The organism is Paraburkholderia sp. SECH2 (genome assembly GCF_030464795.1).
Taxonomy (GTDB): Bacteria; Pseudomonadota; Gammaproteobacteria; order Burkholderiales; family Burkholderiaceae; genus Paraburkholderia; species Paraburkholderia aspalathi.
Genome location: NZ_JALPRH010000043.1, coordinates 1 through 25,499, shown reverse-complemented (window position 1 = coordinate 25,499; position 25,499 = coordinate 1). Strand labels below are relative to the sequence as shown.

General features: G+C 62.0%; 22 protein-coding genes and 2 pseudogenes. 19 read left to right on the top strand and 5 right to left on the bottom strand.

Annotated features, from left to right (window positions below):
* Positions 1–26 precede the first annotated feature (26 nt).
* The 3 genes from M0D66_RS36430 to M0D66_RS36420 all read left to right on the top strand — a co-directional run bounded on the left by M0D66_RS36430 (position 27) and on the right by M0D66_RS36420 (position 3,778).
* The gene (locus M0D66_RS36430) at positions 27–2,366 is read left to right on the top strand and encodes an NADP-dependent malic enzyme (protein WP_093635421.1); all 2,340 of its coding nucleotides are present in this window, start codon (positions 27–29) and stop codon (positions 2,364–2,366) included.
* A gap of 418 nt (positions 2,367–2,784) precedes the next feature.
* A complete protein-coding gene (locus tag M0D66_RS36425) occupies positions 2,785–3,201 on the top strand; it encodes a ribonuclease (RefSeq protein WP_093635423.1) in 417 nt (138 codons plus the stop codon).
* Between the two features lie 16 nt (positions 3,202–3,217).
* Positions 3,218–3,778: a barstar family protein gene (locus tag M0D66_RS36420; RefSeq protein WP_093635748.1), complete on the top strand. Its 561-nt coding sequence runs from the start codon at positions 3,218–3,220 to the stop codon at positions 3,776–3,778.
* Positions 3,779–3,868: 90 nt separating this feature from the next.
* Here M0D66_RS36420 and M0D66_RS36415 read toward each other — a convergent pair whose 3' ends face one another.
* The 3 genes from M0D66_RS36415 to speE all read right to left on the bottom strand — a co-directional run bounded on the left by M0D66_RS36415 (position 3,869) and on the right by speE (position 6,034).
* Positions 3,869–4,609, bottom strand: a complete 741-nt coding sequence (locus M0D66_RS36415) for a 16S rRNA (uracil(1498)-N(3))-methyltransferase (protein ID WP_093635425.1) — start codon at positions 4,607–4,609, stop codon at positions 3,869–3,871.
* A 19-nt stretch (positions 4,610–4,628) separates the two neighbouring features.
* The gene (locus tag M0D66_RS36410; RefSeq protein WP_054034519.1) at positions 4,629–5,042 is read right to left on the bottom strand and encodes a glyoxalase/bleomycin resistance/extradiol dioxygenase family protein; all 414 of its coding nucleotides are present in this window, start codon (positions 5,040–5,042) and stop codon (positions 4,629–4,631) included.
* A gap of 113 nt (positions 5,043–5,155) precedes the next feature.
* On the bottom strand, positions 5,156–6,034 hold the full coding sequence (gene speE / locus M0D66_RS36405) for a polyamine aminopropyltransferase (RefSeq protein ID WP_093635427.1): 879 nt from the start codon (positions 6,032–6,034) through the stop codon (positions 5,156–5,158).
* A gap of 291 nt (positions 6,035–6,325) precedes the next feature.
* Here speE and tkt point away from each other — a divergent pair, with 291 nt between their 5' ends.
* Both tkt and gap read left to right on the top strand, forming a co-directional pair.
* Entirely contained in the window at positions 6,326–8,347 is a 2,022-nt protein-coding gene (gene tkt / locus M0D66_RS36400; protein ID WP_266212786.1) for a transketolase, read from the top strand.
* Between the two features lie 96 nt (positions 8,348–8,443).
* Positions 8,444–9,454: a type I glyceraldehyde-3-phosphate dehydrogenase gene (gap, locus tag M0D66_RS36395; protein WP_063497349.1), complete on the top strand. Its 1,011-nt coding sequence runs from the start codon at positions 8,444–8,446 to the stop codon at positions 9,452–9,454.
* Between the two features lie 88 nt (positions 9,455–9,542).
* Here the strand turns inward: gap and M0D66_RS36390 are convergent, their stop codons facing one another.
* On the bottom strand, positions 9,543–10,235 hold the full coding sequence (locus M0D66_RS36390; protein WP_093635431.1) for a FadR/GntR family transcriptional regulator: 693 nt from the start codon (positions 10,233–10,235) through the stop codon (positions 9,543–9,545).
* Positions 10,236–10,462: 227 nt separating this feature from the next.
* Here M0D66_RS36390 and M0D66_RS36385 point away from each other — a divergent pair, with 227 nt between their 5' ends.
* The 3 genes from M0D66_RS36385 to M0D66_RS36375 all read left to right on the top strand — a co-directional run bounded on the left by M0D66_RS36385 (position 10,463) and on the right by M0D66_RS36375 (position 13,460).
* A complete protein-coding gene (locus M0D66_RS36385; protein ID WP_266212785.1) occupies positions 10,463–11,791 on the top strand; it encodes a C4-dicarboxylate transporter DctA in 1,329 nt (442 codons plus the stop codon).
* A gap of 132 nt (positions 11,792–11,923) precedes the next feature.
* Positions 11,924–12,934 (top strand): allantoicase, encoded by a 1,011-nt coding sequence (gene alc, locus M0D66_RS36380; RefSeq protein WP_093635435.1) that lies wholly within the window; start codon positions 11,924–11,926, stop codon positions 12,932–12,934.
* A 13-nt stretch (positions 12,935–12,947) separates the two neighbouring features.
* Positions 12,948–13,460, top strand: a complete 513-nt coding sequence (locus tag M0D66_RS36375) for an ureidoglycolate lyase (RefSeq protein WP_093635437.1) — start codon at positions 12,948–12,950, stop codon at positions 13,458–13,460.
* Between the two features lie 118 nt (positions 13,461–13,578).
* Here the strand turns inward: M0D66_RS36375 and fur are convergent, their stop codons facing one another.
* Positions 13,579–14,007 carry a ferric iron uptake transcriptional regulator gene (gene fur / locus M0D66_RS36370; protein ID WP_012434340.1) on the bottom strand — a complete coding sequence of 143 codons (429 nt, stop codon included), beginning with the start codon at positions 14,005–14,007 and terminating at the stop codon, positions 13,579–13,581.
* 158 nt (positions 14,008–14,165) lie between these two features.
* On the opposite strand from fur, the gene M0D66_RS36365 reads away from it, so the two are divergent.
* The 11 genes and pseudogenes from M0D66_RS36365 to M0D66_RS36320 form a co-directional block, all read left to right on the top strand.
* Positions 14,166–15,011, top strand: coding sequence for an outer membrane protein assembly factor BamE (locus M0D66_RS36365; protein WP_093635440.1), 846 nt, complete (start codon positions 14,166–14,168; stop codon positions 15,009–15,011).
* Between the two features lie 172 nt (positions 15,012–15,183).
* A complete protein-coding gene (gene dapB, locus M0D66_RS36360) occupies positions 15,184–15,981 on the top strand; it encodes a 4-hydroxy-tetrahydrodipicolinate reductase (protein ID WP_266212782.1) in 798 nt (265 codons plus the stop codon).
* 66 nt (positions 15,982–16,047) lie between these two features.
* Positions 16,048–16,764: a MotA/TolQ/ExbB proton channel family protein gene (locus M0D66_RS36355; protein WP_093635444.1), complete on the top strand. Its 717-nt coding sequence runs from the start codon at positions 16,048–16,050 to the stop codon at positions 16,762–16,764.
* A gap of 36 nt (positions 16,765–16,800) precedes the next feature.
* The gene (locus M0D66_RS36350; RefSeq protein ID WP_211706814.1) at positions 16,801–17,238 is read left to right on the top strand and encodes a biopolymer transporter ExbD; all 438 of its coding nucleotides are present in this window, start codon (positions 16,801–16,803) and stop codon (positions 17,236–17,238) included.
* Between the two features lie 187 nt (positions 17,239–17,425).
* Complete coding sequence (gene leuS, locus M0D66_RS36345; protein WP_266212781.1) at positions 17,426–20,020, top strand: leucine--tRNA ligase; 2,595 nt, start codon at positions 17,426–17,428, stop codon at positions 20,018–20,020.
* A 91-nt stretch (positions 20,021–20,111) separates the two neighbouring features.
* A complete protein-coding gene (gene lptE / locus M0D66_RS36340) occupies positions 20,112–20,663 on the top strand; it encodes an LPS assembly lipoprotein LptE (RefSeq protein ID WP_093635450.1) in 552 nt (183 codons plus the stop codon).
* A gap of 72 nt (positions 20,664–20,735) precedes the next feature.
* Entirely contained in the window at positions 20,736–21,857 is a 1,122-nt protein-coding gene (gene holA / locus M0D66_RS36335; protein WP_266212779.1) for a DNA polymerase III subunit delta, read from the top strand.
* A 125-nt stretch (positions 21,858–21,982) separates the two neighbouring features.
* Entirely contained in the window at positions 21,983–23,254 is a 1,272-nt protein-coding gene (locus M0D66_RS36330; RefSeq protein ID WP_211706816.1) for a glutamate-5-semialdehyde dehydrogenase, read from the top strand.
* A gap of 112 nt (positions 23,255–23,366) precedes the next feature.
* Entirely contained in the window at positions 23,367–23,783 is a 417-nt protein-coding gene (locus tag M0D66_RS36325; RefSeq protein ID WP_054034510.1) for a CopD family protein, read from the top strand.
* Positions 23,784–24,334: 551 nt separating this feature from the next.
* Positions 24,335–24,469, top strand: a pseudogene (locus tag M0D66_RS38015) (ESPR domain-containing protein); the annotation flags it as partial.
* A gap of 321 nt (positions 24,470–24,790) precedes the next feature.
* Positions 24,791–25,499 (top strand): annotated as a pseudogene (locus M0D66_RS36320) (hypothetical protein); the annotation flags it as partial.

Below are 25,499 nucleotides of genomic sequence, written 5' to 3'. Positions count from 1 at the left end.
GAATCGAGCCGGCAATTGGGGCTACAATGCCGTCGAACATCTATTCTAATCCGCCCTTCGAAGCCCGCCTTATGTCGACTCCCGTCAATAGCAAACTCCGCGAAGCCGCTCTCGATTATCACGAGTTCCCGACCCCCGGGAAGATCGCGATCGCCCCCACCAAGCAGATGATCAACCAGCGCGACCTCGCGTTGGCATACTCGCCGGGCGTCGCGTTCGCGTGTGAGGAAATCGTCGAAAACCCGCTGAACGCCGCCCGTTTCACCGCGCGCAGCAACCTGGTCGGCGTCGTCACGAACGGCACCGCGGTGCTGGGTCTTGGCAACATCGGGCCGCTCGCCTCGAAGCCGGTCATGGAAGGCAAGGCCGTCCTGTTCAAGAAGTTCGCCGGCATCGACGTGTTCGATATCGAGCTGAACGAGTCCGATCCGCACAAGCTGGTCGAGGTGATCGCCGCGCTGGAGCCGACCTTCGGTGGTATCAACCTCGAAGACATCAAGGCGCCGGACTGCTTCATCGTCGAGCGCGAATGCCGCAAGCGCATGAAGATTCCGGTCTTCCACGATGACCAGCATGGTACGGCCATCGTCGTCGCGGCGGCCATCACCAACGGCTTGAAGGTGGTCGGCAAGGACATCAAGAAGGTCAAACTGGTGGCGTCCGGCGCGGGCGCGGCGGCGCTGGCCTGTCTGGATCTGCTGGTCGACATCGGCCTGCCGCTCGAAAACATTACCGTCACCGACCTGGCCGGCGTGGTCTACAAGGGCCGCGTCGAACTGATGGACCCGGACAAGGAACGCTTCGCACGCGAAACCGACGCTCGCACGCTCGCTGAGGCGATCGGCGGCGCGGATATTTTCCTTGGCCTCTCGGCCGGCGGCGTACTGAAGCAGGACATGGTCAAGCAGATGGCCGACAAGCCGCTGATTCTGGCGCTGGCCAACCCGACCCCGGAAATCCTGCCGGAACTGGCGCTCGAAGTGCGTCCGGACGCGGTGCTCTGCACGGGCCGCACGGACTACCCGAACCAGGTGAACAACGTGCTGGTGTTCCCGTTCCTGTTCCGCGGCGCACTGGATGCGGGCGCCACGACGGTGACGCGTGAAATGGAGATCGCCGCGGTCAATGCGATCGCCGAACTGGCTCGCCAGGAGCAGAGCGATATCGTCGCGACGGCGTACGGCATCCAGGATCTTTCGTTTGGTCCGGAATACCTGATTCCGAAGCCGTTCGACCCGCGCCTGATCGTCAAGGTCGCGCCGGCGGTGGCGAAGGCCGCGATGGATTCGGGCGTCGCCGAGCGTCCGATCGAAGACATGGACGCGTACGAACAGCATCTGCAGCAGTTCGTGTATCACAGCGGCACGACCATGAAGCCGATTTTCCAACTGGCGCGTGGCGTCGAGCCGGAGAAGAAGCGCATTGTGTTCGCGGAAGGCGAAGAAGAGCGCGTTCTGCGCGCGATGCAGATCATCGTCGACGAAAAGCTCGCGAAGCCGATCCTGATCGGCCGTCCGGCGGTGATCGAACAGCGCATCGCGCGTTACGGTCTGCGTCTGATCGCGGGTCAGGACTACTCGGTCGTGAACACCGACCACGACGAGCGTTACCGCGATTTCTGGCAGGAATATCACAAGATGATGTCCCGCAAGGGCATCACCGAGCAGATGGCGAAGCTCGAAATGCGCCGCCGCACCACGCTGATCGGCGCGATGATGGTGGAGAAGGGCGAGGCGGACGGCATGATCTGCGGCACGGTGTCCACCACGCATCGTCACCTGCACTTCATCGATCAGGTCATTGGCAAGAAGCAAGGCGCGAAGGTCTATGCGGCGATGAATGCGCTGGTGTTGCCGAACCGCCAGATTTTCCTCGTCGACACGCACGTGAACGTCGATCCGACGCCGGAACAACTGGCAGAGATCACGATCATGGCCGCCGAGGAAGTGCGCCGCTTCGGTATCGAACCGAAGATCGCGCTGGTGTCGCATTCGAACTTCGGTTCGAGCAATGCGCCGACCGCGCAGAAAATGCGCGACACGCTGGCGATCCTGCGCGAGCGCGCACCCGACCTGCAAGTGGACGGCGAAATGCACGGCGACCTCGCACTCGACGCGAATCTGCGCCGCGAAGTGCTGCCCGACTCGACGCTCGAAGGCGATGCGAACCTGCTGGTGCTGCCGAACATCGACGCGGCCAACATCTCGTACAACCTGCTGAAGACCGCCGCGGGCAACAACATCGCGATTGGTCCGATGCTGCTCGGCGCCGCCAAGCCGGTGCACGTGCTGACGGCTTCGGCCACGGTTCGCCGCATCGTCAACATGACGGCGCTGCTGGTTGCCGACGTGATCGCAGCCCGCTGATCCTTGATCCGGGACTGAAGCGTGGCGCCGCCTGATTTGGGCGCCATGCAAAAAAAAGGCGTGCCCGCAATGGGCACGCCTGCGGGTGAACAGGGGATAGCCACCCTAAAAAGGCCGAATGAGACCATTCCCGCCTTCCAGAGACTGCGGATCCCCAAGGCTTTCATTAGAGGGAATGGGCTGCGCAATGGGCGCCCAGTGGGCTTGGGCCTGCCTTCATTTGCTTCGTCGGGTTAATTTTAGCCTGCACAAGCTAAATATTCTGTCAAAAGTCGTCAAAGCCCGTTCCGTGGCTCTTTCCCGCGCGATTGGGAGCTTTTGCCTGTCCGGCGAACGTTGATTCTGTGGGGTTTTAGCGATACCCTTACGACTTTCATGGTCGTCAAACTCGTGATCTAACAGCGGGGAACCTTGATTCATGGCACGCAAGTGGCTGCGCATTAAAGGCGTGCTGATCGGTGCTTTGACGCTCTGCGCTGTATCGGGCTCCGTGCCTGGCGCGTTTGCGCGCGACTACACGGCATCTGCCGATACACAAGCTCAGGTGCAGGGCACTATCGCGGCGGCGCAGTTGCCGCGCGAAGCGGTCAATACATTGAACTTGATTGCCGCGGGCGGGCCTTACCCGTATGAGAAGGACGGCATCGTATTCGGCAATCGCGAACGGTTGCTACCGCCGCATCGGCGCGGCTTTTACCACGAATACACCGTTCCCACGCCTCGTTCACGAAACCGCGGGGCGCGTCGCATCGTCTGCGGAGGTCCGCTACAGCGGACCGACAACTGCTATTACTCGGACGACCATTACACCAGTTTTAATCGTATTGTTGAATGACATCGGGATGAACGGCATGAGCGACAACGTCTACGCGCACGACTCCGGAGTCGCGACGGATCTTTTCGCGGCCGGCGACGGCAATTTGTTCCAGCGCGTCATGCGAATGCGCGCCGGCGACCAGGGCCGGGATAACCAGAGCGAAGCCAGCACTGTGCTCTCATCGAACGAGGAGCCCATGAGTCTTTTCAAGACCGTACGACCGAACATCGTACAGTCGATCCGCGCCTTTCGCGTGCAGGATCTCGCTGACGAGGCCAACCAGCTCGGCCAGCACTTTCTGTACGCGTACTGCGCGAATGCACAGTCCAAACAGGAAGTGCTGGAGACCATTGCTACGTCGTTCCTGTTTCCGAAGCATTTCGGCAAGAATTACGACGCGCTCTACGATTGCCTGACCGATCTGGTCCATAAGGCAGGCGCGCAGCCCGGGTTCGTGATCGTGCTTGAGCAGTTGCCGGTCGCGCAAAAGTTCGACAAGGAAGGGCGCGAGACGCTACTGGACGTGTTCCGCGAAGCGTCCGAGTTCTGGGCCGAGCGCAAGGTTGCGTTCCGGGTGTTTTATTCGTTTGCGTAAGTAAGGTAGGCCTGAGCACCGCCTACCGTTGTAAAAGAAAGAGAAAGGCCCGCCAATTGGCGGGCCTTTGCTTTTGTTTTTGCTTGCGGCTTACCAGGCACCCCAGCGGGCTGCCAATGCCGAGAGCACTGCGATGCCGGCGGTCTCCGTGCGCAACACGCGCGGACCGAGGCCGACCGCGGTAAATCCGTGATCAGTCGCAGCGGCTTCTTCCGCCGCCGAAAAACCGCCTTCGGGGCCGACCAGCACGGTTACGCGCCCGAACGGCGGATTAGCGGGCAGTGCCGAAAAGCTGATGCTGGCGCGCGGCGACAGCAGAATGCGCATTTCGCCTTCTTCAGGCGTGCGAGGCAGCGCACCGAGCCACGTGGCGATCTCACGCACCGGCATCACTTCCGGCAGGCGATTGCGCCCGCATTGTTCGCACGACGCGCGCACGATGCCTTGCCAATGAACGTGGCGCCGCTGCGCGCGCTCGCCGGAAAGACGCACCACGCTGCGCGTGGTGGTCAGCGGCACGAAACACGATGCCCCGAGTTCGACGGCCTTCTCGATGAGCCAGTCCATCTTGTCGCCGCCGGCGATGCCCTGCGCGAGGGTGAGGTGATACGGCGCTTCCACTTCGATATTGCGGAATTCGTGAATTCTGACCTTGGCTGAGCGGCGTTCGACCTCGACGAGTTCGGCGCTGTATTCGCCGCCTTCGCCATTGAAAAGCACGATCGAGTCGCCCGGCTGCAAACGCAGCACGAGGATGTGGCGCGTGACGTCATCGGGCAACGGCATGATGTCGTCGGGCTTGAGGGGCGTACCGACGAAGAAGCGAGGCATCAGAAAAATACTCATTAGTTCAGGAAAGGTGGCGAGCGAGCGCCCAACGGTAGCCGTCCAGATCTTCGACCTGGGCAAACCGGTCGCCCCAGAATTGATCCTGTGGCTCGCTCAGCGATTTTGCGCCGGCGGCCAGCGCCCGCGTGTAAACCGCGTCGACATCGTCGACATAGACATAGAACGATTGCGGCGCGATCGCGCCCGCGCTTTTGGGTGTTTTCGCCGCCGAGCCGAACGCGCCTTCCGGCGCGAACATCACGATCAGCTGGCCTTGATAGGTCATCTCGACATGCATGACGACACCATCGTCCTGGACGCTGTCACGTACCTCAAAGCCGAACGCCGCTTCGAAGAATGCCGTGGCGGCACGTGCGTCGCGCACCGTCAGATAGGGGGTCAACCAGGGCACACCGGCTGGGCGGGAGGCGGTCATGGGGTTCTCCGGATCTTTTGGGGTTGCGGGGTGCATGCTGCGAGGCCAGGCGGGCGGTCGCGCATCGATACACCGATGGCGCGCGCCAACCGACCGTGCATTCTGCCCACGCGTTAGCTTGATGGCTTTAAGAATTGACTTAGTTTATCGCGCACGGACCGGGATGCCGAGAGCAGTCCGGCATAGAGGGCTGGGTCGTAGTGTTTCAAGGAGCTGATTTGACGTGCGGCAAGGCGCTCGGTGAGTGCTTCGGCGGTGAGGCCGGCGGGGTCGAGTGTGTCGCTGGCGGTCGCCATCATCCAGAGCGAGCCGTAGAGCGGGATGAAGGTGCTCATTGTGCGCACGATGGCGAAGCTGTCGCGTAAATCGTTGAGCAGGCCGGCGACGCGTTCCGTGTGGAAATAGGGAGAACCGAGATGCAGCGAGAGTGCGGCGGTCGGGCTCATGACGCGCTTGAGCTGCATGTAGAAGTCGGGCGTGTAGAGGCCTGAGGCGGGTGAGTCCGGCGGTGTCAGGTCGAAGACGACGAGATCAAACGGCGTTGTGGTTGTGGCGGCCCCGGCGACGAAATCCGCGGCATCGCCGATTACGAGTTCGACCCGCGGATCATCGAAAGCGCCACCGTGCACTTCTGGCAGGTACTCGCGGGTCAGGCGCACGACGTCGGCATCGAGCTCCGCCACGACGATCCGCTCGATGCCCCGGTGCTTCAGCAATTGCCGCGCAGCGCCACCATCGCCGCCACCGAGCACCAGCGCTGCCTTCGGCGATGGATGCGCCAGCGCGGCCGGATGCACCATGCATTCGTGGTAGATGAATTCGTCGCCGGTGGAGGTCATCGGGCGGCCGTCGAGCGTAAACAGCCGGCCGAGCTGCGGCGTGTCCCACACTTCGATCCGCTGGTAGGGCGAATCGACGCGCGCAAGCCGCCGCGCGTTCGGAAATCCGTAGACGGCGTCGGCGGTAGGGTGGAACAGCAGGGGAGCGCTCACGGATGGCAGGCTCTGTTGGGAGCGCGGTGGGTTGGTGTCGCTCAATTGTAAAGGCGCAGGCGTGGCGCGGGCCCGGCCCGCGTGCGGAACCAGCCTGAAACCAGGCCGCCAGGCGGCTTTGCGCGAGGGGGGCCGGTCAACGTTCTGTTAGAATGTCACGCTTTCAGCCTTGTCCGTTTGCTCTGCCCGTTTCGCGTCTCCTGGCGCCGCACCGTGCGCCGAAGTGGACTGGCATTCGAGCATCCGGGCCTCAAGCGCGCACCGCCTTCTGACTCTGTCTCCGGACTCGACATGACGACCCCGTCTCCCGCACACACTTCCCTGATGGCCAACGCAATCCGCGCGTTGTCCATGGACGCCGTTCAAAAAGCGAACTCCGGCCACCCCGGCATGCCGATGGGCATGGCCGAAATCGGCGTGGCTTTGTGGTCGCGCCATCTGCGTCACAACCCGAAGAACCCGCAATGGGCCGATCGCGACCGCTTCGTGCTGTCGAACGGCCACGGCTCGATGCTGCTGTACTCGCTCCTGCATCTGACCGGCTACGACCTGCCGATGGAAGAGTTGAAAAACTTCCGTCAAATGCATTCAAAGACGCCGGGTCACCCGGAATACGGCATCACGCCGGGCGTCGAAACGACCACCGGCCCGCTCGGCCAGGGTCTGGCCAACGCAGTCGGCATGGCGCTCGCCGAATCGCTGCTTGCCACCGAATTCAACAAGGCTGACGCGACGATCGTCGACCACCACACGTACGTGTTCGTCGGCGACGGCTGCCTGATGGAAGGCATCTCGCACGAAGCCTGCTCGCTCGCTGGTGTGCTGAAGCTGAACAAGCTGATCGCGTTCTACGACGACAACGGCATCTCGATCGACGGCGAAGTGGTGCACTGGTTCCACGACGACACGCCGAAGCGCTTCGAAGCGTACGGCTGGAACGTGATCCCGAACGTGGTCGGCCATGACGTCGACGCGGTGGATGCGGCAATCAAGCAGGCCAAACTGTCGGACAAGCCGACGCTGATCTGCTGCAAGACCGTGATCGGCGAAGGCGCGCCGACCAAGTCGGGCAGCCACGATTCGCATGGCTCACCGCTCGGCGACAAGGAAATCGCGGCCACGCGCGAAGCGATCGGCTGGAAGTGGGAGCCGTTCGTGATCCCGCAGGAAGTCTACGCAGCGTGGGACGCAACGGAAGCCGGCGCACGCAACGAATCCGAGTGGGACAAGGCGTTTGCAGCATACGCAGCCAAATACCCGCAGGAAGCCGCTGAATTCAAGCGCCGCGACGCGAAGCAATTGCCCGCGGACTGGAAGGAAAAGGCCAAGGCGATCATCGCCGGCGCGAACGAACGCAAGGAAACCATCGCGACGCGTAAGGCATCGCAACAGGCTATCGAAGGGTTGTCGGCTGCACTGCCGGAACTGCTCGGCGGTTCCGCTGACCTGACCGGCTCGAACCTGACCAACTGGAAGGCCGCCAAGCCGGTGCGTGTGAACGCCGAAGGCCACGCTGCCGGCAACTACGTGAACTACGGCGTGCGCGAATTCGGCATGAGCGCCGCGATCAACGGCATCGCGCTGCATGGCGGCTTCAAGGCCTTCGGCGGCACGTTCCTGACGTTCTCGGACTACAGCCGCAACGCACTGCGCGTCGCCGCACTGATGAAGTCGCCGTCGATCTTCGTGTTCACGCACGACTCGATCGGTCTGGGCGAAGACGGTCCGACCCACCAGTCGATCGAACACGTCGCAAGCCTGCGTCTGATCCCGAATCTGCAAGTGTGGCGCCCGGCCGATACGGTCGAAACGGCGGTGGCCTGGACCCACGCGGTCGAGCATCATGGCCCGTCGTGCCTGATCTTCAGCCGTCAGAACCTGCCGTTCTCGGAGCGTACTGACGCGCAGATCGCCAACATCGAAAAGGGCGGTTACGTGCTGCGCGACTGGAACGACGAGATCGTCGCGCGCAAGGTCATCCTGATCGCCACCGGGTCGGAAATCGAACTGGCGTTGAACGCAGTTGAGCCGCTGGCTCGCGAAGGCATCGCGGCACGCGTCGTGTCGATGCCGTCGACCACCGTGTTCGACAAGCAGGACGCCGAGTACCGTGAACGCGTGCTGCCGAAGGGCGTGCGCCGCGTTGCGATCGAAGCGGGCGTGACGGATTTCTGGCGCAAGTACGTGGGTCTGGAAGGCGGCGTGGTCGGCATCGACACGTTCGGCGAATCGGCCCCGGCTGGCGTGCTGTTCAAGCATTTCGGCTTCACCGTCGAGCACGTGGTAGAGACGGCCAAAGCCGCACTCGGCTGACCTTCGGTAAGCGCAGCCGCGTGCACCCCACGCGCGGTTGCGCCGCAAGGGCAGACGAACATGGAAGATTTTTTTTCAGCCATCAGGAGATAGATCATGACGATTCGCGTCGCAATCAACGGCTACGGCCGGATCGGCCGCAACACGCTGCGCGCCTTCTATGAAAACGGCAAGAAGCACGATATCGAAATCGTCGCCATCAACGATCTTGGCGATGCCAAGACCAACGCTCACCTGACGCAGTACGACACGGCGCACGGCAAGTTCCCGGGCGAAGTGTCGGTGGACGGCGACTACCTGGTCGTCAACGGCGACAAGATTCGCGTGCTGGCTAACCGCAACCCGGCAGAACTGCCGTGGGGCGAGCTGAACGTCGACGTCGTGATGGAGTGCACGGGCTTTTTCACGACCAAGGAAAAGGCCAGCGCGCACATCAAGGGCGGCGCAAAGAAGGTCATCATCTCGGCGCCGGGCGGTAAGGACGTCGACGCAACGATCGTCTACGGCGTGAACCACAACGTGCTGAAGGCATCGGACACGGTGATCTCGAACGCATCGTGCACGACCAACTGCCTGGCACCGCTCGTCAAGCCGCTGAACGACAAGATCGGCCTGGTGAACGGTCTGATGACCACGATCCACGCATACACGAACGACCAGGTTCTGACGGACGTGTACCACGAAGACCTGCGCCGCGCGCGCTCGGCCACGCACAGCCAGATCCCGACCAAGACCGGTGCTGCATCGGCTGTGGGTCTCGTGCTGCCGGAACTGAACGGCAAGCTGGACGGCTACGCGATTCGCGTCCCGACGATCAACGTGTCGGTCGTCGACCTGTCGTTCATCGCTGCACGCGACACGACGGTCGAAGAAGTCAACGCGATCATGAAGGAAGCGTCGGAAGGCTCGCTGAAGGGCATCCTCGGCTACAACGACGCACCGCTGGTCTCGATCGACTTCAACCACAACCCGGCTTCGTCGACGTTCGACGCAACGCTGACCAAGGTGTCGGGCCGTCTGGTGAAGGTGTCGAGCTGGTACGACAACGAGTGGGGCTTCTCGAACCGCATGCTGGACACGGCTGTGGCACTGGCTAACGCGAAGTAAGCTTGTTCTAGCTTCGTGTGCTTCTGCTGCTGGTATTGGGTCGGTGGCGGGGCAACGGCAAAAAAAGCCGCTCTTCGGAGCGGCTTTTTTACGCCTGCGGAATCGGGAAATAAACGCCGGCGCGCTGCGCGGCGTTCGAGATGTGCGTTTCGATCGCCTTGCCGGCCGCCGCAGAATCCCGCGCCTTAAGCGCATCGAGAATCGCCCGATGTTCGGTGTACGTGGACAGCACCAGTTCGCGCCGATAAAACGGCATCCGCTGGCTTTCCTTCATGATGTCCGCGGCACTGCTCAGAATCGACTCGATCGCTGCGTTGCCGGCAATGCTCACGATGCGCATATGGAAGTCGTAGTCGAGGCGGGCGGCTTCGTCGAGTTCGTCGCAGGCGAGCGCCGTCTGCATGGCCGCGATGTTGTCTTCGAACCAGGCGAGGTCGGAATCGCTGACGGCCAGCGCCGCCATGCGCGCGATAAAGCCTTCCAGTGCGAAACGCATCTGGTAGGTATCCGGCAGCGACGACTGCTCCGCGAAGCGCCACGGTTGCGCGGCCGCGGCCTGCGAGCGTTCCACATACACGCCCTTACCGGGGCGAATCATCAGCAGGCCGAGCGCCTCGAGCGTGGAGAGCGCCTCGCGCAGTGAGGCGCGGCTGATTGCCAATTCCTCCGAGAGCTGACGCTGCGCCGGCAGCAAACTGCCCACCGGATAGACACCCGCTTCGATCCGTTCGCGGATGGTCGCGATGGCGGCATCGGTGACGGTGTGCGGAACGTTTTTCATCGTGGCTCACTTGGGTGCGCGGTCTGACCAGCATTGTAATACGCGTTCTGAACGCTCGTACGGATAGCCGTTTGAGACGTGCAATCAGGCCAGAAAATGCGCAGAAGACAGCGGGTAAACGCTATTTAATGAATCCTTGACGCCAGTATATCGGCTTCCTACTATTCGCCATAACAGCACTGGTCGGACCAGTCTGAACAGATGTGAATCCTAATCAGGAGGAAGCCGTGTTGAAGTTCTTCAATTCACTGTTTGGCCGGGTCGTCATAGCGCTGGTGGCGGGCATTGTGATCGGCGCCGTGTTCCCGCATTTCGCCCAAACGCTGCGCCCGCTTGGCGACGGCTTTCTCAAGCTGATCAAGATGGTGATCGGCCCGATCGTCTTCTGCGTGGTGGTGAGCGGCATGGCGCATGCCGGCGATCTGCGCAAAGTTGGCCGCGTCGGCCTGAAAGCGGTGATCTACTTCGAGGTCATGACGACGATTGCGCTCGTGATCGGCGCGGTGCTGGCCTACGCGACACGGCCTGGCGTCGGCATGAACATCGATCTGCATTCGCTTGATCCCGCTTCGCTGTCGACCTATACCGAGCACGCGAAAAGCCTCAAGGACACGGCCGGCTTCCTGCTGAAGATCATCCCCGACACGGCGATCAATGCGTTCGCGACCGGCGATATCCTGCAAATCCTCGTGTTTTCGGTGCTGTTCGGCTCGGCGCTGTCGTTGCTGGGCAATAAGGCGCAGCGCGTCAGCAGCCTGATCGACGAGCTTTCGCAGGTGTTCTTCCGCGTGATGGGCTTCATCATCAAGCTCGCGCCGCTCGGCGTGCTCGGCGCTATTGCCTTCACGACCGGCACCTATGGCGTGGAGTCGCTCAAGCAACTCGGCATGCTGGTGCTGGTGTTCTACGCGAGCTGCTTCGTGTTCGTCGCGGTCGTGCTGGGCGTGGTGATGCGTCTGGCCGGCTTCAGCATCTTCAAGCTGATCCGCTATCTGCGCGAGGAGCTTTCGATCGTGCTGGGTACCGCCTCTTCAGATGCCGTGCTGCCGCAGATCATGCGCAAGCTCGAATGGATGGGCGTCAAGGATTCGACCGTCGGGCTAGTCATTCCGACCGGTTACTCCTTCAATCTGGACGGCTTCTCCATCTATCTGACGCTTGCGGTGATTTTCATCGCGCAGGCTACCAACACGCCGTTGTCGATCCATGACCTGATCGTGGTGGTGCTGGTGTCGCTGGTGACGTCGAAGGGCGCGCACGGCATTCCCGGCTCGGCCATCGTGATTCTGGCCGCGACGCTGTCCGCAATTCCGGCGATCCCCGTCCTCGGCCTCGTGCTGATTTTGCCGGTCGACTGGTTCGTCGGCATTGCCCGCGCGTTGACCAACCTGATCGGCAATTGCGTCGCGACGGTGATAGTCGCCGTGTGGGAAAACGATATCGACCGGGCGCGCGCCCATCGCGTGTTAAACCGCGACGCAGCGCTGCGCTATGTGCCTGCGGGCGAAGACTCAGCCGTCGAGCCGGCCGCCGGCGAACATGTACCGGCCGTCTGACCGAGTGGGATTACGCCGCCCTTTGGCCTGATTTATCGCTATTCATCAGCGCGCCAACGCAGCGCGCGTTCTACCCCGGCGGATGCGCTGACTCTGCCGGCTTCCCTTACTTTTCGTTGCCTGACTGAGACTATGGCTAATCCGATCCTCGACCCCAACGCCCCCGCTTTCACCCGTCGCTACATGAACCTCGCCGACCCGCGTCTGGGCGCGCAGGCGCTGCACGCGAGCGACGAATTCTTCGCCCCGAAAGAACGCATGCTCGAGCCGCAACCGGCAGTGTTCATCCCCGGCAAGTACGACGACCACGGCAAATGGATGGACGGCTGGGAAACGCGCCGTAAGCGCACCACCGGCCACGACTATTGCGTGATCCGGCTTGCGCGGCCGGGCGTCGTGTACGGCGTCGATCTGGACACGAGCCACTTCACCGGCAACTTCCCGCCGGCCGCGTCGATCGATGCATGCTACGTGGACGGCGACGTTCCGCCCGACAACGCCGACTGGCAAACGCTCGTGCCGGCCACCACGCTGCAGGGCAACCATCACCACTACGTCGAAGTGGACGACGCCCGCGCCTTCACCCATCTCCGCGTGAATCTCTATCCGGACGGCGGTCTCGCGCGTTTGCGCGTATATGGGCAGCCGAAGCGCGACTGGGAGCGTGTCGAGCGCGGCACGCTGCTGGATCTCGCCGCGATCGAAAACGGCGCGTACCTGGTCGCCGCCAACAACCAGCATTTCGGGCCGGCCTCGCAGATGTTGATGCCGGGCCGCGGCGTCAACATGGGCGACGGCTGGGAAACGCGACGCCGTCGCGAACCGGGCAACGACTGGGTGATCGTCGCGCTCGCACGCCCCGGTGTGATTCGTAAGATCGAAGTCGATACGGCGCACTTCAAGGGCAATTACCCTGATCGCTGTTCGCTGCAGGCGGCTTCGGTCGCGGGCGGCACGGACGATTCGCTGGTCACGCAGGCGATGTTCTGGCCGGTGTTGCTCGGCGAACAGAAACTGCAGATGGACCACGTGCACACGTTCGCGGACGACATCGCCTCGCTCGGCCCGGTGACGCATGTTCGTTTCAATATCTTTCCGGACGGCGGCGTATCGCGCCTGCGCTTGTGGGGCGAGATCGCCTAACGGAGTTGCGTCGATGAAAACCTTGCATGTGGAACGCCTGACGCGCGCGGCCTTTGCGCCGTTCGGCGACGTCATCGAACTGGATGGCGCGCGCCATTTCCCGATCAACGGCGGCACGACCGAGCGCTATCACGACCTCGCAAACGTCGATGTGACGGAGCACGGCGGGCGGCCGCTGATCAACCTGTTTCGGGCGCAGCCGCGCGCGCTGCCGATCGAAATTACGATGATGGAGCGGCATCCGCTGGGCAGTCAGGCTTTCATTCCCTTAACGGCACGGCGCTATCTGGTGGTCGTCGCGCCGGCGGGCGAGCTCGATCCGGCGCGGATGCGGGCGTTCTGGAGCAACGGCTGGCAGGGCGTAAATTATGCGAAAGGTGTTTGGCACCATCCGCTGCTGGCGCTCGATCAGGTGAGCGATTTCGTGGTGGTGGATCGTGGCGGCGAGCAGCCCAACTGCGATGAATTGTCGTTGGCAGAGCCGTGGCGACTGCTGTTCGAAGCGAGCGTCGAGCTGACGGAGTAGGCTGGAATCGCAGCGCCGCACACGTAAAAAAACCCGGTCGATTTTTCGTCGACCGGGTTTTTCTGTTGCCCACCGAACCGCGCACCCCCGGCGCGGCCGGCATCTCAAGCATTCAACCTCAATGCTTGCGATGCGGGCAATTCTCCTTGGTACACGCGCCGTACAGCGCCAGCGCGTGTTCCTGCAGCTTGAAGCCGCGTTCCTTCGCGATGGATTGCTGGCGGCTTTCGATCTCGGAGTCGAAAAACTCTTCGACGAGCCCGCAATCGAGGCAAACGAGGTGGTCGTGATGCGACCCTTCGTTCAGCTCGAACACGGCTTTGCCCGATTCGAAATTGCTGCGCGACAGCAGGCCTGCCTGCTCGAACTGCGTCAGCACCCGATACACGGTTGCGAGACCGATATCGAGCTCTTCGTGCAGCAGATTGCGGTACACGTCTTCTGCAGTCAGATGGCGCACTGGGCTATGCTGGAAAATCTCAAGGATTTTGAGGCGCGGAAGGGTCGCCTTGAGCCCGATATTCTTGAGATCGGTTGGATTGGTCATGACAAGGGATCCCTAGAGTACAATGCTGGGCTCTCATAGTAATGTGTTTTTGCCGTTCTGGTCATCTTCGATGGAATGAAACTCGCGCGGCTCGTCAGCGGGCCCGCACGGTGAGTGAAATGATTTCAAAATCTCAATTGATCTACCGGGGGAGCCGCATGCGGGGTACCTTGATCGCTGTTGCGACTGTCGCGGTTCTTGCCGGATGTTCCACCTACGACAGCTTGACGCAGCGCGTTGCCCAAAGCATTACCCCGTACCGTATTACGGTGGTGCAAGGCAATTTCGTCTCGAAAGAAGCGGCTGCGCAGATGCAGGTCGGCATGTCGCGCGCGCAGGTGAAGCAGTTGCTCGGCACGCCGCTGTTGACCGACATGTTCCACGCGGACCGCTGGGACTACGTGTTCTATTTCAAGCGCGGCTCGACTAACGTCGTGCAGCAGCGCGACTTCGTGATCCTGTTCGCGGGCGACCGCGTCGCCAGCTGGACGGGCGGCGAAGATCTGCCTTCCAACCTCGAGTTGCTGGCGGAAATCGACGGCGACAAGCTCGGTAAGAAAAAGGCCGCGGTGCCGAACGTGGCAAGCGCTGCGACTGGCGCCAGCGCGCCGGTGGCTACTGCGCCGGCTGCTGTGGACACCACGCGCTCGCCGTCTGTCGATGGCGCCGCCGCTGTGGTCGTGCCGTCCACGGACGCCAACGCCGAAGCCGCGCAAGCCGCCAATCGCCTGACCAATGCAGTGCAGTCGCCGACTGGCAATACGCAGTCGTCGGTACGCTCTACCGCGCCGACCGCCAATGGTGGTGGTATTCCGTCGCAAGGCCCAACGGCCGCCGGGCAGCCGCAGTTCCAGTTCCATCGTCCGCCGCCGCCGCAGGTTCCGGGTACGCAGGACAATCCGGTGGGACCGACGGGCCCGCAAAGCAATAACGGCGGCCCGACGTTGAACGCACCGCTGACAGCTTCTCCCGCTTCGTCCGCATCTTCGGGAACGGGCGGCTAAGCACGCTGTCCTTCTCTTTGGACGGTTAAGACGGGCGCTGCGTCGGAATGTACCGTGCGCAACGCCCGTCAGTCGTTCTGCTGTACCTTTTATGTGCGGCGCCCTGGCGTGCTGCCGGCCGCCGCGTTTGGCGGGTTTTGCCGCGTTTTACCCCTTTCGAACCCTCGTAGCCATGAAAATTGCCATTGCTGGCGCATCGGGCCGTATGGGCCGGATGCTCATCGAAACCGTCCTCAATGATTCTGACGCCACGCTGTCCGGCGCGCTCGACCGTGCGGGCTCCCCGCAACTCGGTCAGGACGCCGGTGCGTTTCTCGGCAAACAGACTGGCGTGTTGCTGACGGACGACGTCGAGCGCGTGTTCGCGGAATCCGACTACCTGATCGACTTCACGCGCCCCGAAGGCACGCTGATGCATCTGGAAGCCGCGCAGCGCCACAACGTCAAAATGGTGATCGGCACGACCGGTTTCGACAACGAACAGAAAGCGCAACTGCGCGCCGCGGCAGACAAGATCGCCATCATGTTCTCGTCGAACATGAGCGTGGGCGTCAACGTCACACTAAAGCTGCTCGAATACGCCGCGAAGCATTTCGCGACCGGCTACGACATCGAAATCATCGAGGCGCATCACCGCCACAAGGTCGACGCGCCGTCCGGCACGGCGCTGACTATGGGCGAAGTGATCGCCCACGCGCTCGGCCGCAATCTCGACGACTGCGCGGTCTACAGCCGCGAAGGTGTGACCGGCGAACGCGATCCGTCCACGATCGGTTTTTCGGCAATTCGCGGTGGTGATATCGTCGGCGACCATACGGTGCTGTTTGCCGGCATCGGCGAGCGCATCGAAATCACGCACAAATCGGCGAGCCGGCTGTCATATGCGCAAGGCGCGCTTCGTGCTGTACGCTTCCTCGGAGGCCACGAGAACGGCTTCTTCGACATGCAGGACGTGCTCGGCCTGCGCTGAGCATCCACGGGGCCCGTGCAGGGTCCCGTTACGCCCCCTGTAGTCACTTTTCGACAGCGAGGTCAGATGGCAGGCAGCAGCGGCATCATCCATTACCTGGAAACCAGCGACGCGATCACGCATGGCGTCGCGTACGTGTTGCTGGCTATGTCGATTGCGAGCTGGTGCTTTCTGATCGTCAAAAGCTGGATACTCACCCGCGCCAAACGTCAGGCCACGCCGGCGATTGCGCAGTTCTGGCAGGCGTCGACGCTATCGGACGGCGTCGCCGCAATGAGGCGTGCGGACCGTGAACGCGTCTTCACGCCGCTCGCCGAGGCCGCGCTGCATGCCGCCGAAGTGGACATTCCTGGCGTGCTGCTTGCCCGCGTCGAACGTGGCGAGCGGGTGTTGAGAGCGCTGCGTCAGGCCCTCAACGCGTCGCAGCGGCGGCTCGAGTTCGGCCAGGTGCTGCTGGCCTCGGTGGGCAGCACGGCGCCGTTCGTCGGCCTGCTTGGCACGGTTTGGGGCATCTATCACGCGCTCGGCAGCATCGCGGCGAGCGGTCAGGCGCAGATCGAAAATGTCGCCGGACCGGTCGGCGAGGCGCTGATCATGACGGCTTTCGGCCTCGTGGTGGCGATCCCGGCGGTGCTCGCCTATAACGTGCTCGGGCGGATGGTGCGGCAGTTGTCGGAGGAACTCGACGGCTTCGCGCACGATCTTCACGCCTATGTGTGCGCGCCGGCGGATCAGCCCCGGCCCCACCCGCAGCCTCAGCAAGCCCACGCCGGGACGCACTAGGCGCACCGCCGCGACTGGAAGACTCAAGGAGGCGACATGGCATTCGGCGGACTCGAGAAAAAGCAGGCGGCCGCGCCGATGGCCGAGATCAACATGACACCGTTGATCGACGTGATGCTCGTGCTGCTGGTGATTTTTATCATTACCGCGCCTTTATTCACGCACGCGATCCGGCTCGATTTGCCCAAAGTCGCGGCCGCACCAGCGCGGCAAACGCCGCAAACCATTTCTCTGTCAATCGACGCCGCCGGCAAGCTGTACTGGAACGGCACCGTCATTACGCTGCAGCAGATGCGCGCGCAATTCATAGCAGCGGGCAAAGCCGCGCAGGCCGATCAGCCGGAAATCCATCTGAGCGCCGAGCGCTCGACGCGCTACGAAGTGATCGCGCAGGTGATGGGCGCGGCGCAGCAGGCCGGGCTCGAGCGGATCGGTTTCGTGACGGACCCGCCGCCGCCGGGCGCGGCGCCGTAGCGGCGCTAGCGGCACCGCACGCGCTGAGGCGCAACCCCGTCGAACCCGCGCGCCATGCCACGCGGCGCACCCGTCCGCGAACGGTATAATCAGCCCTTTCCCCTGCAGAAGGGGAAACGATGCCATTTCATCCAGCAGAGCACCAGGCCCGGTGCGAAAGCACCGAACCCAGCGATTCCATCACACCATGCACGAAAAATACGTTCCCTCCGACGTCGAAGCCGCCGCGCAAGGGCAATGGCGCGCCATCGACGCGTATAAGACGTCGGAAACCACCGACAAACCCAAGTTCTATTGCGTCTCGATGTTGCCGTACCCGTCGGGCAAGCTGCACATGGGCCACGTGCGGAACTACACGATCAACGACGTGATGTACCGCTATCTGCGGATGAATGGCTACAACGTGCTGATGCCGATGGGTTGGGACGCGTTCGGCATGCCGGCGGAAAACGCTGCGATGGCCAACAACGTGCCGCCGGCGAAGTGGACCTACGACAACATCGCTTACATGAAGAAGCAGATGCAGTCGATGGGCCTCGCGATCGACTGGTCGCGCGAAGTTGCCACCTGCAGCCCCGATTACTACAAGTGGAACCAGTGGCTGTTCCTGAAGATGCTCGAAAAGGGCATCGCGTACAAGAAAACCGGCACCGTGAACTGGGACCCGGTCGATCAGACCGTGCTCGCCAACGAGCAGGTGATCGACGGCCGCGGCTGGCGTTCGGGCGCGCTGATCGAAAAGCGCGAAATCCCGATGTACTACATGCGCATCACGCAGTTCGCGGATGAGCTGCTGAACGACCTCGAAGGCCTCGGCTGGCCCGAGCGCGTCAAGATCATGCAGCAGAACTGGATCGGCAAGAGCTTCGGCGTGAACTTCGGTTTCCCGTATGAAATCGACGGCGAACAGAAGCTGCTGCGCGTGTTCACCACGCGTGCCGACACGATCATGGGCGTGACCTTCTGCGCGGTCGCCGCCGAGCATCCGCTCGCCACGCGTCTCGCGCAAGACAAGCCGGAACTGCAGGCCTTCATCGAGGAATGCAAGCGCGGCGGCGTCGCTGAAGCCGACATGGCGACGATGGAAAAGAAGGGCATGGCCACCGGCTTCTACGTCACGCATCCGCTGACGCAGGAACAGGTCGAAGTGTGGATCGGCAACTACGTGCTGATGAGCTACGGCGAAGGCGCGGTGATGGGCGTGCCTTCGCACGACGAACGCGACTTCGCGTTCGCGAAGAAATACGACCTGCCGATCAAGCAGGTGGTCGCCATTGAAGGCAAGGAATATTCGACTGACGCCTGGCAGGAATGGTATGGCGAGAAGGACGGCGGCGTCTGCATCAACAGCGGCAAGTACGACGGGCTCAACTACAAGGAAGCGGTTGACGCGATCGCCGCCGATCTGAAAGAACTCGGCCTTGGCGACAAGCAGATCACGTGGCGTCTGCGTGACTGGGGCGTGTCGCGCCAGCGTTACTGGGGCACGCCGATTCCGATCATCCACTGCCCGACCTGCGGCGACGTGCCGGTGCCGGAAAAAGATTTGCCGGTAGTGCTGCCGGAAGACCTCGTGCCGGACGGCACGGGCAATCCGCTCGCGAAGTCCGAAGCGTTTGTGAACTGCACCTGCCCGACCTGCGGCGGCGCGGCCAAGCGCGAAACCGACACGATGGACACCTTCGTCGATTCGTCCTGGTACTTCTACCGCTACGCGGCGCCGGACGCGAAGACCATGGTCGACGAGCGCACCGATTACTGGGCGCCGATGGATCAGTACATCGGCGGTATCGAGCACGCGATTCTGCACCTTTTGTACTCGCGCTTCTGGGCGAAGGTGATGCGCGACATGGGCCTGATCGAGTTCGGCGAGCCGGCCAAGAACCTGCTGACGCAGGGCATGGTGCTCAACGAAACGTACTACCGCGAAAACGAAGCGGGTAAGAAGACCTGGTACAACCCGGCTGACGTCACCGTCTCGTTCGACGACAAGGGCCGCCCGGTCGGCGCCGTGTTGAACGAGGATAACCAGCCGGTAGTGCTCGGCGGCGTCGAGAAGATGTCGAAGTCGAAGAACAACGGCGTCGATCCGCAATTGCTGATCGATCAGCATGGTGCGGACACCGCACGTCTGTTCGTGATGTTCGCCGCACCGCCCGAGCAGCAGCTCGAATGGTCCGGTTCGGGCGTGGAAGGCGCGAGCCGCTTCCTGCGTCGCGTGTGGAGCTTTGGTCACGCGAACGAAGCAGCATTGCGCGCCGGCGGCAAGTTCGACGCCGCGCAACTCGGCGAAGTCGACAAGGTGTTGCGCCGCGAGATCTACAGCGTGCTGAAGCAGGCCGACTTCGACTATCAGCGTTTGCAGTACAACACGGTGGTGTCGGCGGCGATGAAGATGCTTAACGCGCTCGACAGCGCGAAGGGCGCGCAACCGGCAGTGCTGCGCGAGACGTACAGCGTGATGCTGCGCGTGCTGTACCCGGTCGTGCCGCATCAGACGTTCCAGTTGTGGCAGGAACTCGGTTATGCCGACGAATTCGGCTCGCTGCTCGACGCAGCATGGCCGAAGGTCGACGAACAGGCGCTCGAACAGGCCGAAATCGAACTCGTGCTGCAGGTGAATGGCAAGGTGCGCGGTGCGCTCACGGTGTCGAAAGACGCGACACGTGAAGCGATCGAACAGCTTGCCGCTGCGCATGAGGCGGTCGAAAAGTTCAGCGAAGGCAAGGCCCCGAAGAAGATCGTCGTGGTGCCGGGCCGTCTCGTGAACGTGGTCGTTTGACAGCCCCCCGAGACATGACAGCAGGCAGGACGCCGCCGCTCACGGCGGCGCTTGTCCGCGCCGCGGAATCTACTGCGAACCAGGAGCCAATGTGACTCGCAGATCGTTATTGACGCTGGTGTGCAGCGTACTGATGTTGTCCGCTTGCGGCTTCCAGTTGCGCGGCCAGCAGGACTACGCATTCAAACGACTCTTTATCTCCGGCGGTTCGGCAGCGGCCGGCGCGCGGCTTACGCGTATCGTGCAGGGCGGCAGCGACACGGTGGTGGTCACTTCGGTCGCGAATGCCGACGCAACGCTGCAGATCACCGAAGGTCGCGGCATCAGTACGCTCACGCTGAACTCGCTCGGTGTCGTCGAAGAATATGCGATGAATCTTTCGATGAACTACACGCTGGTCGGCAAGGACGGCACGGTGCTGATTCCGACGAGCACGATCGCGCTGAACCGCGCGATGACTTACAGCGATCAGTTCTCGCAGGCCAAGGCTGCGGAAGCCGACCTTCTGTTCGCGGATATGGAAAACGACGCAATCGACCAGTTGACGCGCCGTCTGTCGCTGGTGCGCTCGCTGCATCCGGCGCCGGGTGAGCAGGTGCCGGGCGTTGCGCCGCGCGCGCCGTTGCCGCCGCCGCCGCTGTGAGCGGTGTGCTGTGTCGTTGTTTAGTGAGCTGCGCTTGCTCATTCACTCGTTCAACCTCGCCGATCGGTAGCCATGCAACTGCGACTTGACGCGCTCGAAGCGCATCTCGCGAAGGGACTCGCCGGACTGTACGTCGTGTACGGCGACGAGCACCTGCTCGCGCAGGAGGCGTGCGACCGGATTCGGGCGACGGCGCGTGCAGCCGGTTTTACCGATCGCTCGGTGTTCACCGTCGAGCGTGGGTTCGACTGGAGTTCGCTGCTGGGCGCGAGTCAGTCGATGTCGCTGTTCGGCGACCGTCAACTGGTCGAGTTGCGCATTCCGTCGGGCAAGCCCGGCAAGGAAGGCGCGGATGCGCTGAAAGCGCTCGCTGCTGCTGTGAACGACGACGTGTTGACGATGATCACGTTGCCGCGGCTCGATGCGGCCACGCAAAAGTCCGCGTGGTTCACCGCGCTGTCCGAGGCTGGCGTCGCGTTGAAGATCGATCCTGTCGAACGTGCGCAGTTGCCGAATTGGGTCGGTCAGCGGCTCGCGGCGCAGGGCCAGCGGGTCGTTGCCGGTGAAGAAGGGCGGCGCGCGCTGGCGTTCATTGCCGAGCGTGTGGAGGGCAACCTGCTCGCCGCGCATCAGGAAATCCAGAAGCTCGGGCTGCTGTATCCAGCCGGTTCGTTGAGCTTCGAACAGATTCAGGACGCTGTGCTGAACGTCGCCCGTTATGACGTTTTCAAGCTGAACGAGGCGATGCTGGCGGGCGATGTCGGCCGCTTGTCGCGCATGCTCGACGGCCTGCGCGGCGAAGGCGAGGCAGCCGTGCTGGTGCTGTGGGCGGTGGTCGAAGAAGTGCGCACGTTGTTGCGGATCAAGCGCGGCGTCGCGGCGGGCAAGCCGCTTGCCATGCTGGTGCGTGAGAACCGCGTGTGGGGTCCGCGCGAACGGTTGATTGGCCCGGCACTGTCGCGCGTCACCGAGGGTGCGCTTGAAAAGGCGCTCGCTTTGGCGGCGCGACTGGATCGGCAGGTGAAGGGGTTGTCTGGCGGCACGCCAGGCAATCATCGCAACGATCCGCCGCCCGACCCGTGGGACGGCTTGTTCGAACTGGCAATGACAGTCGCTTCGCCAGCAAAAGCGGCGCCCGTGCCGCCGCCACGACCTCGCCCGGCGGGGGCAGCGCCTGCTCGCAGGCTGGCCTGATCTAGCCAGCCGAAACGGCTTGTGGCGGCGAGCAAAGCTCCGCCACCCGACTTACAATCGTTTGATCTTTCGCTAATTCTGCTTGTCCGCCGCACCTCGACGTGCGCGGCGCTATGAGACTCACCATGGATATCGACCAGTACATGACCGACCTCGGCCGCCGCGCCCGCCACGCATCGCGTGCGATGGCGCGGGCGTCGACGGCGGCAAAGAACGCCGCGCTCGCGGCCGTTGCTCACGCGATCGAACGCGATGCCGCGTTGCTGAAGGATGCCAACGCACGCGACGTCGCGCGTGCCCGCGAAAAAGGGCTCGATGCGGCATTCATCGATCGTTTGACGCTGTCGGACAAGGCGCTGGGGACGATGGTCGAAGGCTTGCGGCAGGTCGCCGCGCTGGCCGATCCGATTGGTGAGATCAGCAATCTGAAGTACCGGCCGAGCGGGATTCAGGTCGGTCAGATGCGCGTGCCGCTCGGTGTGATCGGCATCATCTACGAGTCGCGCCCGAACGTGACCATCGACGCGGCCGCGCTGTGTCTGAAGTCAGGCAATGCGACGATTCTGCGCGGCGGCTCGGAAGCGTTGGAGTGCAACACGGCGTTGGCCAAGCTGATCGGTGAAGGGTTGGAAGCCGCCGGTTTGCCGCAGGATGCGGTGCAAGTGGTGGCAACGCCGGACCGCGCCGCGGTTGGCAAGCTGATCACGATGACCGAATACGTCGACGTAATCGTGCCGCGCGGTGGCAAGAGCCTGATCGAGCGGCTGATGAACGAAGCGCGCGTGCCGATGATCAAGCACCTCGACGGCATCTGCCATGTCTATGTCGACGATCGCGCCGATGTGGCGAAGGCGTTGACCGTCTGTGATAACGCCAAGACACACCGCTACGGTACCTGCAACACGATGGAAACGCTGCTGGTGGCGCGTGGCATTGCGGCCGAAGTGCTGCCGCCTTTGGGCAAGCTGTATCGCGAAAAGGAAGTCGAGCTACGCGTGGACGCGGCAACGCGCGCGGTGTTGTCGCATGCAGGCGTGGGCCCGCTCGTCGATGCCACCGAAGAAGACTGGCGCACCGAATATCTCGCTCCGGTGCTGGCGATCAAGGTGGTGGACGACCTTGATGCGGCCATCGACCATATCAACACCTACAGCTCGCAGCATACCGACGCGATCGTCACCGAAGACCATGACCGCGCGATGAGTTTCCTGCGCGAAGTCGACTCGGCGAGCGTGATGGTCAATGCGTCGACGCGCTTTGCCGATGGCTTCGAATTTGGTTTGGGTGCGGAGATCGGCATCTCGAACGACAAGCTGCATGCGCGTGGGCCGGTGGGGCTGGAAGGGCTGACGTCGCTGAAATACATTGTGCTGGGGCACGGCGAAGGCCGGCAATAACGGTTCGCTTTTGGCGCGCTTTCGTCATCACTGGGATGGCCACGAGCTTTCCGTTCAGTGCGCCGGCGGCTACTGCTCATCTCCACGCTGACACGAAGTACAAGGACCGCTGATGCTTTGGGTAAAAACGTTTCACATCGTTCTGATTGCTTCCTGGTTTGCCGGCCTGTTCTATCTGCCGCGCATCTTCGTCAATCTGGCGATGGAGACGGAACCCGCCGCCACGGCGCGCCTTCTGACGATGGCGCGCAAGCTGTTCCGCTTCATGACGTTTATCGCGGTGCCGGCACTCGCTTGCGGTCTGTGGCTGTGGCTCGCGGTCGGTATCGGACGCGGACAGGGCTGGATTCACGCGAAGGTCGGTGTGGTGGTGCTGCTGATCATTTATCACGCGTACTGCGGGGTGTTGCTGCGGACGTTCGAGCGTGGTGAGAATCGGCGCTCGGATAAGTGGTATCGGATGTTCAATGAACTGCCGGTGTTGGGGATGCTGGCAGCTGTCGCGTTGGTTGTTATTAAGCCGTTTTAATAAATAGGAATTCTCCTATTTATTTTTATTGTTCAGGTTTGTTTATCCATCTGCGTGGTGTTTAACATCGCGCGGGATGTGATTCAATAATCGAATGTTGGGTGGTTGGCATTCGTCAAGAAGTGTTGATCTAATCTGACTGTTTTCGCGTCAATCTCTTCCCGTCAAAGTGTTTCCATACTAGGTGATTCGTTCAGGTTATTCTTAGTCTGAGCGTGATATCGCTCGTGCGCTTGCGCTGAGTCCCTCTGTGTGTCCATTCTCTGTCGGCCTTGCGCAGCGGGCGGCTTCCTGTTCGGTGGTCCTATTTTTGTCAATTTTTCGTAGGAGCATTCCTATCGTCATCCAGATTTAAGAACTGTCCGATTAGTTTAAGAATTGCCCGGCCATATAGTTGTTCCATTCCAGAAGGATTGATGGGATGGTCAAAAAATGCCAATTGCGACGACCCTGTTTTTAATCCTTCTACTACTCAGTGACGCGCGCAGGACCTCGGTAAGACACCTCCCGCGACATCAAAACCCGAAACTGATATTCAGAAGGATGAAATCATGAACAAGTCGTACAAGAGCGTATGGAATGAAAGCGCTGGAGCGTGGGTAGCCACGCAAGAAAATGCAAAGGGGCAAGGAAAGAAGAGCCGAAGCGTTAGGGCTGCTGTGTCAACTGCTGCTGGGCTTGCAATGGCGATGGGGGCGTCGGTGGCCAATGCCGGGGTCATAGCCAACTGCAACGGAACGACATCAAGTATGGCTAGCTATTCAAGTCTTAATAATTCAGCTTGGGGCTTAAACAATGCCGTCGTTGCGGGCTGCTCGGGCGGAAATGGCGTTATTCTCAATGAGGATACGGGTAATTCAGGCCAAACGACCGGTAAGGCATGGTTGGCCGTGGGCAGTACGAATTCAATGAGTTCAGGAACAGTTACCCTTTACGGTCCTAGCGGAATCGCGCTAAACGGAGCCACTACGACATCCGGGTTGGCGACCTTCAAGGCCGGCGCCGATATGTCCAACACAAAGATCACCAATGTGGCGGCAGGCGCGGTTTCATCGACGAGCACGGAAGCGGTGAACGGCTCACAGCTGTGGACGACGAACCAGAACGTCGCCGCGCTGAACGCATCGGTTGGCCTGATAAAACAGGACGCGACGAGCAATGCGATTACGATCGCGACCGCGACCGCGGGCACGACCGTGGATTTCACCGGCACGGCGGGCGCGCGTCAATTGAAGGGTGTAGCGGCGGGTGTCGCGAATACTGACGCAGTGAATATTGGGCAGTTGAAGACCGAGGGTCTCACGACGGACGCGAGCGGTAACGTCACCAACGCGTTCATCGCCTATAACGATGCGACCAAAGGTAAGGTCACGCTGGGCGGTGGTAACGCCGGCACGACGATGACGAACGTTGCGGCAGGCGCGCTGTCGGACTCGAGCAGCGATGCGGTGAACGGCTCGCAGCTGTACACGACGAACCAGAACGTTGTGCAGAACAGCAACGACATCGCCAAAAACACGTCGGATATCGCTCAGAACACGAGCGACATTTCGAAGAGCGCGGGTGATATCGCGCAGAACGCATCGGACATCGCCCAGAACACGAGCGATATTGCGAAGAACGCAGGCGACATCACGAACATCGATTCGCGGGTGACCAATGTTGAAGGTTCGGTGAGCAACATCACGAACCAGATCAACAACGGCGAACTGGGCC

Coding starts and splice junctions, on each gene's coding strand:
- M0D66_RS36430 (WP_093635421.1), top strand. CDS start 27: ATGCCGTCGAACATCTATTCTAATCCGCCCTTCGAAGCCCGCCTTATG.
- fur (WP_012434340.1), bottom strand. CDS start 14,007: ATGACCAATCCAACCGATCTCAAGAATATCGGGCTCAAGGCGACCCTT.
- M0D66_RS36425 (WP_093635423.1), top strand. CDS start 2,785: ATGGCACGCAAGTGGCTGCGCATTAAAGGCGTGCTGATCGGTGCTTTG.
- M0D66_RS36355 (WP_093635444.1), top strand. CDS start 16,048: ATGGCAGGCAGCAGCGGCATCATCCATTACCTGGAAACCAGCGACGCG.
- holA (WP_266212779.1), top strand. CDS start 20,736: ATGCAACTGCGACTTGACGCGCTCGAAGCGCATCTCGCGAAGGGACTC.
- gap (WP_063497349.1), top strand. CDS start 8,444: ATGACGATTCGCGTCGCAATCAACGGCTACGGCCGGATCGGCCGCAAC.
- alc (WP_093635435.1), top strand. CDS start 11,924: ATGGCTAATCCGATCCTCGACCCCAACGCCCCCGCTTTCACCCGTCGC.
- M0D66_RS36350 (WP_211706814.1), top strand. CDS start 16,801: ATGGCATTCGGCGGACTCGAGAAAAAGCAGGCGGCCGCGCCGATGGCC.
- M0D66_RS36410 (WP_054034519.1), bottom strand. CDS start 5,042: ATGACCGCCTCCCGCCCAGCCGGTGTGCCCTGGTTGACCCCCTATCTG.
- M0D66_RS36365 (WP_093635440.1), top strand. CDS start 14,166: ATGCGGGGTACCTTGATCGCTGTTGCGACTGTCGCGGTTCTTGCCGGA.
- dapB (WP_266212782.1), top strand. CDS start 15,184: ATGAAAATTGCCATTGCTGGCGCATCGGGCCGTATGGGCCGGATGCTC.
- M0D66_RS36375 (WP_093635437.1), top strand. CDS start 12,948: ATGAAAACCTTGCATGTGGAACGCCTGACGCGCGCGGCCTTTGCGCCG.
- M0D66_RS36420 (WP_093635748.1), top strand. CDS start 3,218: ATGAGCGACAACGTCTACGCGCACGACTCCGGAGTCGCGACGGATCTT.
- tkt (WP_266212786.1), top strand. CDS start 6,326: ATGACGACCCCGTCTCCCGCACACACTTCCCTGATGGCCAACGCAATC.
- M0D66_RS36325 (WP_054034510.1), top strand. CDS start 23,367: ATGCTTTGGGTAAAAACGTTTCACATCGTTCTGATTGCTTCCTGGTTT.
- M0D66_RS36415 (WP_093635425.1), bottom strand. CDS start 4,609: ATGCCTCGCTTCTTCGTCGGTACGCCCCTCAAGCCCGACGACATCATG.
- M0D66_RS36390 (WP_093635431.1), bottom strand. CDS start 10,235: ATGAAAAACGTTCCGCACACCGTCACCGATGCCGCCATCGCGACCATC.
- leuS (WP_266212781.1), top strand. CDS start 17,426: ATGCACGAAAAATACGTTCCCTCCGACGTCGAAGCCGCCGCGCAAGGG.
- M0D66_RS36330 (WP_211706816.1), top strand. CDS start 21,983: ATGGATATCGACCAGTACATGACCGACCTCGGCCGCCGCGCCCGCCAC.